General features: G+C 44.1%; 13 protein-coding genes. 6 read left to right on the top strand and 7 right to left on the bottom strand.

The window, feature by feature from the left end; genetic code table 11:
* Positions 1 to 97: 97 nt before the first annotated feature.
* Positions 98 to 1,669: a phosphodiester glycosidase family protein gene (locus LF822_RS16825; RefSeq protein ID WP_253925244.1), complete on the top strand. Its 1,572-nt coding sequence runs from the start codon at positions 98 to 100 to the stop codon at positions 1,667 to 1,669.
* A 153-nt stretch (positions 1,670 to 1,822) separates the two neighbouring features.
* On the opposite strand, the gene nhaC is transcribed toward LF822_RS16825, so the two are convergent.
* Positions 1,823 to 3,280, bottom strand: a complete 1,458-nt coding sequence (gene nhaC, locus LF822_RS16820) for a Na+/H+ antiporter NhaC (RefSeq protein WP_253925243.1) — start codon at positions 3,278 to 3,280, stop codon at positions 1,823 to 1,825.
* Between the two features lie 19 nt (positions 3,281 to 3,299).
* Complete coding sequence (locus LF822_RS16815) at positions 3,300 to 4,490, bottom strand: trans-sulfuration enzyme family protein (protein ID WP_253925242.1); 1,191 nt, start codon at positions 4,488 to 4,490, stop codon at positions 3,300 to 3,302.
* Positions 4,491 to 4,625: 135 nt separating this feature from the next.
* On the opposite strand from LF822_RS16815, the gene LF822_RS23140 reads away from it, so the two are divergent.
* Complete coding sequence (locus LF822_RS23140; protein WP_253925241.1) at positions 4,626 to 5,318, top strand: FadR/GntR family transcriptional regulator; 693 nt, start codon at positions 4,626 to 4,628, stop codon at positions 5,316 to 5,318.
* A gap of 55 nt (positions 5,319 to 5,373) precedes the next feature.
* Here the strand turns inward: LF822_RS23140 and LF822_RS16805 are convergent, their stop codons facing one another.
* From LF822_RS16805 to LF822_RS16785, 5 genes are all read right to left on the bottom strand, one after another.
* Positions 5,374 to 5,592: a twin-arginine translocase TatA/TatE family subunit gene (locus tag LF822_RS16805; protein ID WP_253925240.1), complete on the bottom strand. Its 219-nt coding sequence runs from the start codon at positions 5,590 to 5,592 to the stop codon at positions 5,374 to 5,376.
* Between the two features lie 20 nt (positions 5,593 to 5,612).
* The gene (locus LF822_RS16800) at positions 5,613 to 7,046 is read right to left on the bottom strand and encodes an alkaline phosphatase PhoX (protein WP_253925239.1); all 1,434 of its coding nucleotides are present in this window, start codon (positions 7,044 to 7,046) and stop codon (positions 5,613 to 5,615) included.
* A gap of 27 nt (positions 7,047 to 7,073) precedes the next feature.
* Positions 7,074 to 7,811, bottom strand: a complete 738-nt coding sequence (gene tatC / locus LF822_RS16795; protein WP_253925238.1) for a twin-arginine translocase subunit TatC — start codon at positions 7,809 to 7,811, stop codon at positions 7,074 to 7,076.
* A gap of 11 nt (positions 7,812 to 7,822) precedes the next feature.
* Positions 7,823 to 9,571, bottom strand: coding sequence for an alkaline phosphatase D family protein (locus LF822_RS16790; RefSeq protein ID WP_253925237.1), 1,749 nt, complete (start codon positions 9,569 to 9,571; stop codon positions 7,823 to 7,825).
* Between the two features lie 829 nt (positions 9,572 to 10,400).
* Positions 10,401 to 11,186 carry an SDR family oxidoreductase gene (locus LF822_RS16785; protein WP_253925236.1) on the bottom strand — a complete coding sequence of 262 codons (786 nt, stop codon included), beginning with the start codon at positions 11,184 to 11,186 and terminating at the stop codon, positions 10,401 to 10,403.
* Positions 11,187 to 11,422: 236 nt separating this feature from the next.
* On the opposite strand from LF822_RS16785, the gene LF822_RS16780 reads away from it, so the two are divergent.
* The 4 genes from LF822_RS16780 (at position 11,423) to LF822_RS16765 (ending at position 15,641) form a co-directional block, all read left to right on the top strand.
* A complete protein-coding gene (locus tag LF822_RS16780) occupies positions 11,423 to 12,631 on the top strand; it encodes an iron-containing alcohol dehydrogenase (protein ID WP_253925235.1) in 1,209 nt (402 codons plus the stop codon).
* A gap of 155 nt (positions 12,632 to 12,786) precedes the next feature.
* A complete protein-coding gene (locus LF822_RS16775) occupies positions 12,787 to 13,110 on the top strand; it encodes a nucleoside triphosphate pyrophosphohydrolase (protein ID WP_253925234.1) in 324 nt (107 codons plus the stop codon).
* Between the two features lie 22 nt (positions 13,111 to 13,132).
* Positions 13,133 to 14,116: an HNH endonuclease domain-containing protein gene (locus tag LF822_RS16770; protein ID WP_253925233.1), complete on the top strand. Its 984-nt coding sequence runs from the start codon at positions 13,133 to 13,135 to the stop codon at positions 14,114 to 14,116.
* A gap of 145 nt (positions 14,117 to 14,261) precedes the next feature.
* Positions 14,262 to 15,641: a sigma-54 interaction domain-containing protein gene (locus LF822_RS16765; RefSeq protein ID WP_253925232.1), complete on the top strand. Its 1,380-nt coding sequence runs from the start codon at positions 14,262 to 14,264 to the stop codon at positions 15,639 to 15,641.
* Positions 15,642 to 15,752: the final 111 nt, after the last annotated feature.

The raw sequence follows: 15,752 nt of genomic DNA, 5'->3' as shown, positions 1-15,752 counted from the left end.
ATGTTAAGATTATTTACATAGAAATAAGGATTATTCTGTTAAAGTTGAGGGTAATTATATGAGTATGTTTTTCAATTTCAAAGAAAAGGAGACAGATATGAAACAGTCATTATTAATAAAACCAGCCGCCGCTCTTGTGTTAACCGCGATTATTCTTCTAGTCGTACTTCCAAGCGAAGGTTCGGAAGCCGATAATAATCAACCACCGGCTAAGCTTTCAATTGGGAAGAATAATCTGCCGGAAACCAGGCCAGGTACTCGCTTAGCCGAGGGAGTAGAGTATACGGAAATTACCCGGGGCTATGTTTCAGAGCAAGCAGAATATACTGTGGAGGCTTCTTTAGTTAATTCAAGAGAAGAAGCTGAGGATCTTACTGCTGAATTAAAAGAAGACGGATACCAGCCCAAGACGGATAAAGTACATAATCGTAATAGGAAACATACGGATGTGGAGGATCGAAGCTTAGGCTACATTGTACAAATCGGAACTTTTGAGAAGGAAGAAGAAGCCGAAGAGCTGGCCGGGCAGGCATCTGCGGACGGTTATGAAAACACAAATGTTACGTATTCCGAATATGATGGCACGAATAAAACCACTGGTCCCTGGCAGTTTGATGTCCTTGAAATCAACCCGGACCAATTTAATGGAGAGTTGACGAATAAGCTGGCTCATAGCCAAATTGAGGACCGTGAAACCATATCATCCATTGCCGGTCGAACCGGGGCAATTGCTGGAATAAATGGCGGCTATTTTGTAGTAGGCTCAAATGACGGAGTGCCGGGCGATCCAGCCGGGGCTTACATGACCGACGGCCATTTAGTAAGTGAGGCCATCGGGGAGAGAACGAGCTTGCTGCTTTCCGGTAACGAGGCTGAGATTGCTGAGGTTTCGACGAATCTAAAAATGGAAACAGAGAGCGGAGAAGCGGCGGTCATTGATGGGATCAACCGAAAACCAGGCTTGAGCCGAAGCTGTGGCGGAGTGGGGGACCAGCCTTCTAATGAGCCGATGCATGACGTTACCTGTACTGATTCGTCAGAAATCATTCGATACGATGACTTTTTTGGAGAGACCACCCCTGATGGAGAAGGATTTGAAGCTGTAGTTGATGAAGCAGGTGAAGTGACAGAGCACTATTCAGAACGCGGGAGGCGTATCCCGGACGAAGGCACCGTCTTATCAGCAACAGGAGAACAGGCTGAGTGGATGAAGGACTCCGTTTCCGTTGGAGACCACCTCGCTATTGACGAAAATGTATTGGAAGGCGGCCGGCCGATGACTGATGATTCTGATTTGGGCATCATCGGTGGCGGGCCGCAGCTTTTAAACGACGGCAGCATTGATATTCAAGCCGAGGAAGAAGGATTTCGCTGGAGTAAGGGTTTTTATTATCGATTTGCCGAAACCCGCCATCCGAGATCACTGGCTGGGATAAAAGAGAATGGGAATATCCTGCTGGTGACTGTCGATGGCCGTAATCCTGAGGAAAGCTTAGGACTGACTTTCTATGAAAGTGCTCAAGTGCTTCAGTCTCTCGGTGCTGTGGAAGGTATGAATCTGGATGGAGGAGGGTCGTCAACGATGACGGTTGGAGAAGAAGATGTTAATCAGCCGTCTGACCCTGTAGGAGAACGTCCGGTTTCTGATGGGATCTTGCTGATAGAGTAGTCATAAGAAGATAAAGCGTGCTCTTCCGGCTGGCAGGCGGAGGGCACGCTTTATTAATTATCAGCTGGTAAATTAAAATCTTAATGACAAGACAAGCGAAACATTATGTTTTGCTTGTCTCTTTCGCGTAACGAACACATATTAATCTTTACATTAACCTGCTCTCTGACTGCTTTCATCTTTACTGGCACCTTCATCCAATTTCCTTATACCGAATCCGTTCGTGTAAGGAGCGAGGAAGCCGTAAAGTGCTGAGAAAACAATGCCGCCCAGATTGAAGATGGCCCACGGCATAAATTCAAAGTTTCCTACGCCAAGCGTAGTCGCCATAAAGACTCCGGATACGGTCCATGGCATGAGAGCTTCTGTAATCGTAACAGAGTCCTCCATGCTTCTGGAAAGGTTGGCTGGGTGCAGATTTCGTTTCTTATATACATCCCCATAAATATCTTTGATTAGGAAGTAGGTAACTAGAGCGTTTGATGTACAGTTAATCACGGCAAACCCTGTGAGCAGTGAAGCGAAAATAACACTACCAATAGATCTTAAGTATGTGATCACTTTTTCAAGGATGACATTCAAAGCTTGAGAGACTTCCAAAGCAGAGGCGAAGAAAAACGCACAGAATACAAAGAATGTTGCATTGTACATGGAATAAAGGCCTCCGCGGTTAAGGAGTTCCTGAATATCTTCGGAAATAAGGCCGGGTGCGACGTCGAGCATTTCGGTATTAAAGCCTTCAACGGCTGCGGTAAATAAGTTGGGTACGGTTGCACTTTGCAATAACAGGGCGGTCAGCATGGCTGTAACCGCTGAACAAAACAGAACAATCAATGGATTCTTTTTCATTAATGATCCCGCGACAACGATGACAGCGGGAAGCAGGACTAATGGATTAAGGCTGAAAAGCTCACGAATGCCGGACAGCATCTCGTCAACACTCGATAATTGACCCGGATTTGCATCGATTTGAAGGCCGGCAAAGTAAAAAACAATAATAGCAATGATGGATGAGGGAATAGAGGTATACAGCATGTGTTTAATGTGTTCATATAAGTTTGAGCCTGCTGCCAGCGAGCTCATGTTGGTTGTGTCTGATAACGGAGAAAGCTTATCTCCAAAGTATGCCCCTGATACGACAGCCCCTGCTGTAATAGCCATAGATAAATCCATGGTCTGGGCGATACTCATCAGGGCGACCCCGATGGTTCCAGCCGCTCCCCAGGAGGTGCCGGTGCAGGTCGACACGATAGCGGAAACCACAAATGCGAGTACATATAAGTGGGCAGGATTAATGATTTCCAGTCCGTAATAGACGAAGAAGGGAATGGTTCCTGAAATCATCCAAGTACCGATCAACAGTCCGATACTGAACAAAATGAGTATGGCGGGCAGGGCGGTTTTAATTTTTTCACCCATCACAGTAATAATAGTTTCCCATTTATGACCGTAAAGAACCGCGAAGATGGCAAACAGGACTCCGGCAAAAATGAGCATGAGCTCAGCTTGAAATTGCAGGACGCCGATGCCGACGATAAAAATAAGAAGTGCGAGAGTAATAGGAACTAGAGCCACGGCAACTGTTGGACGTTTCACTTCATTTGTAGTCACTTGTTATTCTCTCCCTTGCTTAAGGTTTAATTAATTCCGATGCACGAAATGCATTCTTCAAATCTGCAATCAAATCATCCGGATTTTCCAGGCCGATCGAGAGGCGGATTAATCCAGGATCTATACCCTGTTTAATCAGCTCAGAGGCATTACTGCGTTTAACCGGAGAATTAACGAGGCTTTCATATCCACCCCAGCTCACTCCAATTTTGAAAACGTTTAATTCATTGATAAAAGAGGCGACATGATCAAACCTTCCTTCCTTTAATTCAAAGCTCAGCAACCCTGAGAACCCTGACATTTGATTTTCCGTTATATCTCTATCCTGCAGGCTCGGATGATGTATGACTTTAATTTCATCTCTCGATTGAAGGAAGTCGATGATCTGGCTGGCATTGGATTCATGCTGCTTCATTCGTAACGGCAGGGTGCGCAGCCCTTTGATAACCTGCGACGCATCATGAGGGGACAGAACAGATCCGTTTAACTGATAACCATACGTGAAAATACGGTCGATCAGTTTGCTGCTTCCAATCACAGCCCCGCCAACTATGTCACTGTGCCCGCCGATGTACTTCGTAAGCGAATGAACGGATAAGTCGAATCCGAGAGTCAGCGGCTTTTGGAAGATGGGTGTGGACCACGTATTATCGATGGCTGTGTATATACCATGCCGCATGGCCAGCGCCGTAACTTTCATTAAATCCACGACCTTCATCAACATCGTTCCCGGACTTTCCACATAAATTAATTTCGTATTCGGACGAATTGCGGCCTCTACATCATTTTCCGTATAGCTGTGTTCAATTCCGAAATTCTCAAGGTGCTTCATCAACTGCTGGGTCGGACCGTAAATGTTGTTCACGAGGAGTACGTGATCTCCTTTTTGTAAAAGAGATAGAAAGACAGAGCTGATGGCCCCCATCCCTGAACCGAAGCATTTACACCTTTCTCCACGTTCAAGCATGGCTAATTTCTGCTCAAGTATTTCCGTTGTAGGATTACCCCCCCGTGTATAAACATAATTCTCCCGTTCAGCCGACTGAGCTTCTGTAAACGCTTCAAAAGTTTCGAACGCAAATAAACTCGTCTGGTAGATTGGAGGAGAAACCGCCCCGTGATGCCTGGAGGGGGTGTCATAAAGCTGAGTACATATTTGTTCATCCGTGTAATTCACCGCGACATCGACCTTTCCTAAGTAGTTAAACATACACTATCATACTTTCAACCTGTATGAAAGGTTAGATTTTTCAGAATAAAATAAATTAATCCTGGAAGAGGAGATTTTATTATCCGACGTTCCAATAGTATAATAGCTTTACATAGGTCTTTCTGAGGTGATGATGTGAAAGCGATAAAAAAGAAACGGCTCTCCGAAATCGGAGCTAATGAAATAAAGGAATATATTAAAAGAAAGAAGCTGCAAAGTGGAGATAAACTGCCCTCGGTAGCCGATCTGGTTGACATTCTGCAGATCGGACGTTCGTCCCTGCGGGAAGCACTGCAGCTGCTTGAAACACAGGGGGCCATAGAAGTTTTAAATGGAAAAGGTACCTTTATTAAAGATATAAAGCCTTTTCAAATTAGACTGGCGTTTGAAGTAGAAGACGAGAAAAATTTTTTACTTGAGGCTCTTGAAGTTCGTGAAGCATTAGAAGGGAAAGCCGTACAGCTTGCTGTCCATGCGGCAGATGAAGAGGATATTCAGTTAATGGATGAGCAGTTGAAGAAATATGTCCAGTTCATTGATGAAGGAAGAAGGAATGAGGCGAATTCAGCGGATGCCGGTTTTCACCGCGCGATCTATCGTGCGTCTAATAACCCTATGCTTGAGAGTATGATTGATTCGGTCTGGGAAACGTTCCATGAGTTCTGGAATGTACCGTTTGGGAAGGATGATATTTTTGACCAGAGCTATCCTTATCACGAAACGCTGCTGCAGGCGATCAGGGAAAGTAATGAAGAAAAGGCAGAGGAAGCTTTTCGTAAAATTATGAGGTCAGTGAGAGATTCGATAATGGAGATCAATGCCACGTAACGATCACACATAGAAAAAGGCAGGCGGAAACATTATTCCGACTGCCTTTCTCTTATCAGCTGCCCGTCTTCTGTTTGTCATCCTCGACAGCTTTTAGATTCTTCTTTTCCTCGGTCTTCTCTTCTCCATTAACGAGCTCGGTCGTCGCGTTTTTAAATTCTTTTAATGTGCTTCCGAACGCACGTCCGATTTCAGGTAATTTCGACGGCCCGAAAATGATTAAGGCAATGACGAGCACGAGAATTAATCCTGGGATTCCGATATTTGTTAACATAAGTCCACCTCCAAATAATTTTAAACAATCGGAATGCCGTGGCGCTGGAAGGCGGCGGCTTCTAAATCAGACATCCCTTGTACTTCAGCAAAGACTGAGAGCTTGTCTGATACTTGGGGCGCGTATGGCTTGGGCGGTGCTGCGTGACCCATTTGTCTTCTGCGTCCGGCGTTTTTACGGGCGAATGGTCCCCAGATGGCAAAGGTTATCCCGGGCGTCTGAATATTAACGAAAAAGGTATGGCCCTGAGTGGAGAAAGTGGGGCCCGCCAGCTCGGAATCATTGATTTTATTTTCGGCAAAAACGTACGTTTCTCCTTCCGGGGTCATGCCGATAATCCGGTCGACTCCATCGCCGTCTTCTGCGATCCAGAGGTCACCCCACGGGGTGATGCAGATGTTGTCGGGCATTTCTAAATCGTTGGCAGAGCTGGATTCATAGAACAGTTCCAACGTATTTGTTGATGGAATATAGCGGTAGACGCGTCCTAAATCTTTGTCCCCGGCAGATGTATCATCAAACCAGAAGACACCGCCGTCGAAGTAAGCTCCTTCTAATCGGCTGAAGGCAATACACCCTTTCTGTCCCGCTTCTAAGGTGGGTTTCTCTGGATCCACATCCTTCCAAACCACTCCAAACTGCTGCCCTGTATAGAATTCGCTTGTTTGATCTGATCTCATCTCCTCCATCGCCGCAGCCTGAAGATTACCGCCTTTTTGCAGGGCTCCGGCTGCCTGGCTTCGATCATTTGGGATAAAACGATACAGGTAGCTCGGCCCGGCATCCTCGGTGAGGTAAACGATCCCTGTTGCTGGGTCAATTGCTGTTGCTTCATGAGAGAAAGCGCCCATATCACGGATAGGTGTTTTCGATAGCTTGTTCTCTGGCTCATTTGGGTCGACTTCAAACACATAGCCGTGGCCTTCTACTAACGTTTCTTCACATGTTAACCACGTGCCCCATGGCGTGGCGCCTCCCGCACAGTTGCGAATCGTCCCGGATGAAGATACGTACTCCTTCTTAATTTTGCGGTCGGCTCCTACTACCAGGGTGGTCGTGCCGCCTGTATGTTCTTTTTGGTAAGGGTTCTTACCAATGACGGGATATTTCGTGTTGCCTGTCAATTCATGATTTCGTACGAGAATCGTAGAGTCGCCGGCTCCTTTAAAGGCAGCCATCCCGTCAAATTTCTCAGGAATCGGACGTCCGTCAGAGAGCTCTCCGCCTTCTTCAGAAATGATGCGGTACTGAAAGCCGCGCGGAAGGTCGAGGATGCCTCCTGGATCCTTTACTAATGGACCGTACCCGCCTGGCAGTCGTTTTGATTTGCCGGGAGAGGCGAGAGCTTTACTTTCACTGAACGACAAGAGACCGGTAGTGCTGAGAGCGAGGGCAGCTGTACTGATCCCACCCGCCTTTAGAAAATCACGACGGTTCATATTCGTTTTCTTCATAAATCATTTCCTCCTTAGGAAAATTGGTCAGGACACCATTTTCTCTGAAGATGGCCGGGCGGCAAGTTTCTTTTTATAAACGATCGTTGATAAGCTGATGCTGATTTCATATAGGATAAACAGCGGTACGATTACGAGAATATCAGATAGGAAATCAGGTGGAGTGATCATTACTGAGACCACCACTAAAATAAAATAAGCGACTTTTCGCGCTTTTTTTAGCCGGTACGGATTTAGAATTCCGAGCCTGGTGAGAAACATAATCACGAGCGGCATTTCAAATAATAGTCCAAACGGAACGGTTAGATTTAACATAAAGCGAAAATATTTGTCAGCAGTAAACATCATCTCAAACTGACCGGCTGAAAGGGACGTCAGGAATCCTAAGACGATCGGGAAAAGCAGTAGGTAGCCAAAAGCAATGCCGAAAAGAAACAGAAAGAACAAAGCCGGAATGAATTGCAAGGTGACTTTGCGTTCTTCCTCGCTAAGAGCAGGAGCTACGAACAGCCAGACTTGTAACGCAGCGACCGGAATCGTGGCGGCCAGGGCGATGACGGCCGCAATCATAAGGTAAACCCAGAGAATGTCACTCGGTCCGAGCACGGCCAACTTCGCATCAAGGTCCTTGATCAGCCAACTGTAGATCGGCTCAACAAATACAAACCCGCCAATGAGAAAGATGAGGAAGGCCGCTAACGTGATCACAATCCGCTTACGGAGCTCCTCTAAATGGCCGACGAGCTGCAGGTTTTTGTCTTCCATAGATTACTCCTTTAGTTCGGTTGTTTTTGGTTCTTCTTCTGCTTGTTATGAGCACGGTCGTGTGCTTTGTGGCGGTCATCTTCTACTTCACTGGATGACGCTTTTCCTTGGGACACGATGGTGGCGGAGACTTCTTTAATCCCTTCCTGATCTTTTTCATAGACGAAGGAAGCACGGGTTGATATGTCGGCATTGGGTTCCGTGACGAAAGGGAGTACCCGGTAATCGGCTTTCCAGCTCGTCGGAGTCACTTCACAGCGGACATAACCGCGGTAATCATTAAAAAATCGGATGTGTTCATTTTGTTCTAAAATGCGGTCTGTATCCGCGCGTTTATCGGCTCCGTTCCCGCCTGAGGAAATCGAAGTCCCGACAAATTCAGCACCAAGCATACTGGAACTCAAATCATCGAAGTCAGCGAGCAGGTTTGATGCCCAATTGGCATGTACATCGCCGGTGAGGACGATCAGATTATCCATGTCGGCTTCGTGTGCGAATTCTGTAATGCGCTTGCGGGCAGGTATGTAGCCATCCCAGCTATCCATACTGTAGCGCGGATCCTCTGCACTTGGTCCGTAGTTCCTTTTAGCGAAAAAGATTTGCTGTGCGAGTACGTTCCAATGCGCTCTGGACTGATCAAGACGACCGAGCAGCCATTGTTCCTGTTCTTCTCCAAGCAATGTACGGGAAGGGTCTAAGGATTCATCTGTCTGCGGCGAGCTTTGATCACCGTTTGCCTGATCGGAACGGTACTGGCGTGTATCCAGCACGTGAAAATTGGCCAGATCTCCATAGGAAAAATCGCGGTACAGCTTCATATCCGCTCCATCCGGCATGGAGGACGTACGGAGCGGCATATGCTCGTAATATGCCTGATAAGCAGCGATTCGGCGCTTCACAAACTCTTCAACGGATTGATCTTTTTCCGGAATGTCATTGGCATAGTTGTTCTCCACCTCATGGTCATCCCATGTTACCACCCAGGGGAATGATGCATGAGCCGACTGCAGGTCCTTATCTGACCGATACTGAGCATGACGGTTACGGTAATCCTCTAGTGAGCGGGTTTCCGGCCCTTTATGCGTGCGGACGTTACCGGAAGGCGCAACATATTCATCCGGTCCATACTCATAGATGTAGTCACCCAGATGGAAGACAAGGTCGAGGTCCTCCTTCGCCATATGCTTATAGGCCGTAAAGTAGCCATGCTCATACTGCTGGCATGACGCGAAGGCAAACGACAGACTGTTCACAGCAGACCCCGAAGCCGGCAGCGTCTTCGTCTGCCCCACAGGAGAGAAATCTTGTCCTACTTTAAATCGATAGAAATACGGGGCATTTGACTCAAGGCCATTCACATCAACGTGTACGGAATGAGCCAATTCAGGAATCGCGATTTCTGTTCCCCGCTGCGTCACCTGTCGGAAGTTCTCATCCTTCGCGATCTCCCACTGCACAGGCACTTTACGATCCGGCATTCCTCCGCCGTCAAGCGGGTCGATGGCTAACCTTGTCCATAGAATGACACTGTCCGGAAGTGGATCACCTGAGGCAACTCCAAGCGTAAAAGGATATTCTTTGAAGCCTTCTTCTTCCTCCGCTTCAACATGAAGCCCTCCCATAGACTGGGCCATAACCAACCCTAACGACACACCTGCCACTTTGCCGGCTCCCTGAAGAAAATCACGACGGTCTAGATCCTTGTGCAGTGTCTTTTCATTTAAGCGGTGAATAAGATCATTGATTGAACGATCAGACATAGATTATGCTCCTTTCTCTATTTCCAGATTGAAACAATTGCCATTATAGAGGACGAATTTTAACGAGATGTTAATACATGTAAATGAATAATATGGAAAATGAACCTTGTTTCATAGGAGAAAGGAAGGGAAACGATCTAATAATGGGAAGGCGGATACTTGCTCAGGAACGAGGAGCGGGAGAGTTGTAGTCTTAATTTCCTGAATATGTTTACTAGGATTTAATAATAAATAACAAATCAGCCTTTTAACTATACCAATCTTGTTCTTCCTTCATAGATTATAAGAGGACAGCGAGAATGTCCTTAATCATAGAGGAGCCACAGTCTTAACCCTGGACAGTGATGGCTCCGTTTCTCGAAAATTAGTATGAAGGATAAATAGCGGTGTGACTGGTAATAGTCTTTCCTGTCATATCATTCCTTTCATGTAATTATAAACATCAGAAAGGCTCCATACCGCTTTGGAGCACTGATGGGTAATACAGCCTTCCACCAAGCTGAATTACCACCCCCGGATTTAATAACTTGACCATCAAATATCAAATGAATTTTTTAGCCGCAATTCGGCATGAAGCAAGTGAAAATTACGAACGTGCAACTTCAGCTCAGTCTTCCAAGCAGCGTGCGAATTCGTAGAACGAAAGAATTCAATGCATTTATAAAGTACTTTAAGATATTCATTAGTGGCCGCGCCTTCCGCGTTTATTGCACCTCACGCGTAACAGCCGGGTCACAGAGATTAAAACGCAATCATAATGAATTATTAATATAGAAAAAGCTTGAATTGATTAGGATTCGAGCTTTTTTAACGTAGGGATAGCCATTTGTTAAAGCAATGACCCTGCCCCATCAATAAATAGTTCCGTTCCTGTAATATGGCGCGACTTATCCGACCCAAGAAAGACAATCAGGTCAGCCACTTCTTCAGGACGTCCCGGCCGGTTCTGCAGCGGCTGATTGCCCTCAGGGAACTCCACAGGGATTTTGATTTTTTCTAAATTGTCTTCTTCTGGATGCGTGTTTTCTTCAATGTTCGTCTCGATTGCGCCGGGACAGATCACGTTAACACGGATATGATATCTTGCTAATTCAAGGGCTGCCATCTTACCAAAAGCCATCTGGCCGGCTTTGGATGAGCTGTACGCAGAGAAACCGAAGTTTGAGAAGGTGCGGTTTCCGTTTACCGAGCTCGTAATAATGATACTGCCGCCTTCTTCTTTCATATGTGGTATCGCATGCTTCACCGTGAGAAACGTACTCTTTAAGTTAGTATCGATGGTCTGCTGCCACTCTTCAACCGCCATATCTTCAATCGGGGTGATCTTACCGTTTACCCCGGCATTGGCAAAGATAATATCAAGCCGGCCGAAGCGGTCAATCAGCTGCTTGTAGCACCGCTCGATATCTTCTTCTCTGGATACATCTGTTTCAATAATCAGTGCCTCTCCGCCAAAGGCTTCGATTTCTTCTTTTGTTTCCTGTGCGTCATCTTCTTTAATATCAGCCAGAGCAACTCGGGCTCCTTCTTTGGCGAGCTGTACTGCGGAGGCTTTCCCAATTCCTGAACCGCCGCCGGTAACCAGGGCGACTTTTCCTTCTAACGATTTGTCCATAACGATTCATCTCCTTTTTGCCATTGATCGAGGTTAGTTCATTTATACCCTGGTTTGTGAAAATGTAACTTATGATTTTTAGTTTATGTCGGATAAAGATTCTCTCTCCTACTATAGAGAGGCGGGGCAGCCGAATCTAACATTTCTCTATTTAAGAAATATATGTCAAAATATTTTGAATTTCGTAATCATTTTTGGGATTATATAAGGTAAGAACTATATAAGGGAGTGTCCATATGGAAAGTTATGCTGTCCTGCGAATGCCGCAAACGATTAATTATGGTCGGGATGCTTTTGAAAGAGTTGGAGAAGAAGCTGCTGAAAGAGGTCGGAAAGCATTGGTTATCACTGATAAAGTGATGGAGGAGCTTGGTTATGTCAGTGAAGGGCGGGATCACCTTACGAAAGTTGGAGTGGAAAGTTTTATTTATGCAGGGGTAGCTTCAGAGCCAACGGACATCTATGTTGCTGAAGCCCTGAAGATGTTCCAACAGACTGAATGTGAAGTCATTATTTCCATAGGCGGCGGCAGCTGCATTGATACTGCCAAAGCTGTAGCCGTCCTGGCGAAGAACGGGGGATACATTGGGGATTATATGGGTGGTAAGCATACAGCCCGTATTGCTCCGATCCCTCATATCGCCATTCCAACAACTGCGGGCACAGGTTCGGAAGCCACAGATGTAACCATTATTACGAACACTTCTAATGATGTAAAAATGATGATCAAGCAGCCTGCCTTTATGCCGGAAGTAGCGATTGTTGATCCTTTATTAACCTTGTCGTCTCCAAAGCACGTTACTGCAGCTACAGGAATCGATGCACTCAGTCACGCCGTTGAAGCCTACATTTCACGCAAATCCCACCCTATGACAGATATGATTGCATTGTCAGCCATGCAGCTGATTGTTACGAATATTGAAACAGCGTACGATAACGGAGTAAGCTTGGATGCGAGAGAGGCAATGTCGCTTGGTGCCATGCAGGCTGGAATCGCTTTTTCTAACTCTTCCGTATGCCTTGTTCATGGGATGTCAAGACCAATCGGCGCTTTGTTTCATGTGCCACATGGAAATTCAAATGCGATGCTGCTCCCTGCGATATTGGAATACAGCAAGGACTATTCAGTAGAAAGACTGGCTGATCTAGGCAGAATATTTTCAAAAGAAGAGGAGGACCTCACAGATGAAGAAGCCGCTGAGTCAGCTGTTGAATCTGTCAAAAAGCTGTGCCAGAAGCTGGAGATACCAAATCTGAGTGGATGGGGAATTGATAAGCAGGATTTTGAAAGCGTTATCATTAAAATGGCAGCAGATGCACTGGGAAGCGGAAGTCCGGCAAATAACCCTCGTGTCCCTAATCAGACTGAAATTGAAGAACTCTATAAGGTTTGTTACGAATACGATTTTATATCAAAAAGCAAAGCAGGCAGATTAAAAACATAATGACATAAGCTATTAGAGGATCTGGCTCAATAAAAGCAATGGGGCAGATCCTCATTTTGATCACCCGCCAACATTTCACATAAAACCTTATACAATTTAAACCTAGCAGAGATTTGGCAGTTTTTGTTACAGTAATAATAGACGGAGGGGTATATATGCCGATTTATAATAAACTAGTCCGCGACAGAATTCCTGAAATAATTGAAAAGAGCGAAAAAAGCTATGAAACTAAAATATTAGATCAAGACGAATACATAAAGTCGCTGAAAATAAAACTTCAGGAAGAACTCCAAGAATACTTGACCTCGGAAAACGATCAAGAAGCTGCAGAGGAATTAGCAGATCTACTAGAGATAATTTATGTTCTATCAAAAATTCATGGCAGTTCCATTAAGCAAGTTGAAGAAATACGCAGGCAAAAAGCTGACGAGCGAGGCTCCTTTAATGAAAAAATATTCTTGAAAAGTGTCGAAGACTGAGCCCCGCCATTGGAGTGATTTGGTGAGTCATAAATTAAGAGTTGGAGAATTGAGAGCTCTCTATTTAACGGAAGAAGAAGTATGGCGCATCTTTACAATTGTGTTGACGACAAAATCAAAAAAGTCAGCAACTTATAAGTTTGGATTGTTAAAAGCGATGATCGAAAATCTTTATCAGGTGAATGAAAGTGGGGAAGTTACATACGATCAGCTGGCTTATTCCTTTACTAAAGTTTATTGGAATTTAGTGATTCATCATGAACTTGAGCAGGGTACAAGAGGTTCTGCTGTGGTAACTAAGTTAATGGAAATCAAGCAAACTTATAATATTCCTAAAGAAATGACCTTTGATAAATTAGATGCCACCATTCAACTGGCTGCGACTAAACGTGTTAAAGCTGTTATGAAGACAAACGTGTTCGGGGCCCTGTATGGAGATACCCAGGGTTCATTTTACGCTTTTGACCATAAAACGGAACAGTTCAAGTTTAATAAGGCTGTGTTGACATTTATGAGAAAGTACCAACGGCTGTTGATAGATTTGGTTAATTATCATATGGCAAAGATGATCGAGCAATTAAATGATGTTCCCCACATTAATTACTTGTTGGATAAAGTGGAAAGTATTGCAAAACGTTCTACTTTAAAACCATTTGAGAAAGTTTTAGTGCAGTATTTTGAACAAACTTGTTTCTATTGTGGGAAAAAACTTAATAAAAATACAATTCAAACTCACGTAGATCACTTTATCCCCTGGTCATTTGTTCAGTCCGACCAACTTTGGAATCTGGTTTTAACGTGCAGCAAGTGTAATACTTCTAAAAATGATAAGCTGGCTGTCCGAAGTTATCTAGATGACATGATTGATAGAAATGAACGTATGGTGAAGTCTCCAGAACTCCTCGCCAGTAAAAGTGAGTTAGCAACCTACAATAAAGAAAAAATCATTCATTTATATGATTACTCAATACAGAACGGGTATGAGAACATTTGGGTTCCGAGTTGAGTATGTGAAAATGGGCCAGCCCCAAGTAATAAAAAATATATATTTTGAAAACGAGCCACTTACCAAGTGGCTTTTCCTATTGAATTCGTAAACATGATAAAATAATATTAGAAAAATCAGAAGATAATGAAAAGGAGGGGCAGCAGTGGGGAACGGGTCTATAACAAATAACTTATCTGAGAATGATTATACGGACTGGCTTGAAGAAACAATTGACTCTATTAATGATGGGATCTTAGTAATAGATGTACATGGAGTCGTCCAATTTGTTAATACGGAATATACAAACATTACAGGTGTCCACCCAGATACGATTGTTGGTAAACCCTTAAAAGATGTACGTAAGGGAGCGGTTTTACCGAAGGCTTTAAGAGATGGTAAACGAAGAGAAGGAATCTATCGACGAGAAGGACAAACCGAGTATGTTATTGATACAGCACCCGTGTATAAAAATGAGGAAATTATTGGAGCAGTATCAGTTTGTAAAAGTTTAAATGAAGTTCATTATCTTACTAAAGAGCTGAAAAAAAGCAAAGAGCAGTTACTCAGACTCGAAAACACTGTTGGTCATATGTATAGAACCAGGTACACGTTTGATGATATTGTTGGAAAAGATAACGGCCTAAAGACCCCTGTGGAAACGGCGAAGAAAGCAGCTTACTCTGAGTTGAATATTTTAATCCAAGGGGAAAGTGGTACGGGAAAAGAACTGTTTGCGCAGGCCATTCATAGTGAGGGCCCACGCTCAAAGTTTCCTTTTATACCTATTAATTGTGCTGCTATTCCAGCCGAGCTTCTTGAAAGTGAATTATTTGGATATGAAGAAGGTTCATTTACTAGTTCTAAAAAAGGGGGAAAAGTCGGCCTCTTTGAATTATCGAATTATGGAACGTTATTTCTTGATGAAATAGGAGATTTACCTATAGAACTTCAAGCCAAGCTGCTTCGTGTATTGCAAGAAGGAAGAATCCGTAAAGTAGGAGGCTTGGAAGAAGAGGAAGTTGATGTTCAAGTTATTACTGCTACGAATAAGGACCTGGGAAAATTAGTGGAAAAGCAGAGGTTCAGAGAGGATTTATATTATCGTTTAAACGGGGTGGCCATTAATATTAGCCCTCTGAGAGATAGAAAAGAAGATATACAATTGTTCATTGATATCTTAATGGAGGATGCAGGATCTCCTGAAATACCACATGTGAATTTGACAAAAGAAGCTTCCCAAACTCTCACTCAATACGATTGGCCGGGGAATACGCGGGAACTATTTAATGCCATTCACTATGCCCTCAGCATGAGGGAAGGAAATTGTATAGAACCTTGTCATTTACCAGAATTAGTTCGTAAGCATGGTTCAATTACCGAATTTGATAATCCACAAAGCCTCAAAGAAATTGTGAAATATACAGAACAAAAGATTATCAAACAGAGTATAAAAAAATATGGAGATTCTTTAGAAGGGAAGAAGAAGACGGCAAAAAAATTAGGTATTTCTTTAGCGACTCTTTATAATAAAATTGGAGAATAAATTCTAAAGAAATAGAATTTGTTTTAATTTTTTATAATTAATGACAACGCTTTCAATAATGAAGACTGAGATTACATCTGAATAAATTCATTCTAATTTTTTAGAAAAGAA

The sequence above is a fragment of the Halobacillus sp. A5 genome (genome assembly GCF_024189315.1).
GTDB lineage: Bacteria > Bacillota > Bacilli > Bacillales > Halobacillaceae > Halobacillus_A.
This window is presented reverse-complemented; position numbering and strand designations above follow the sequence as displayed.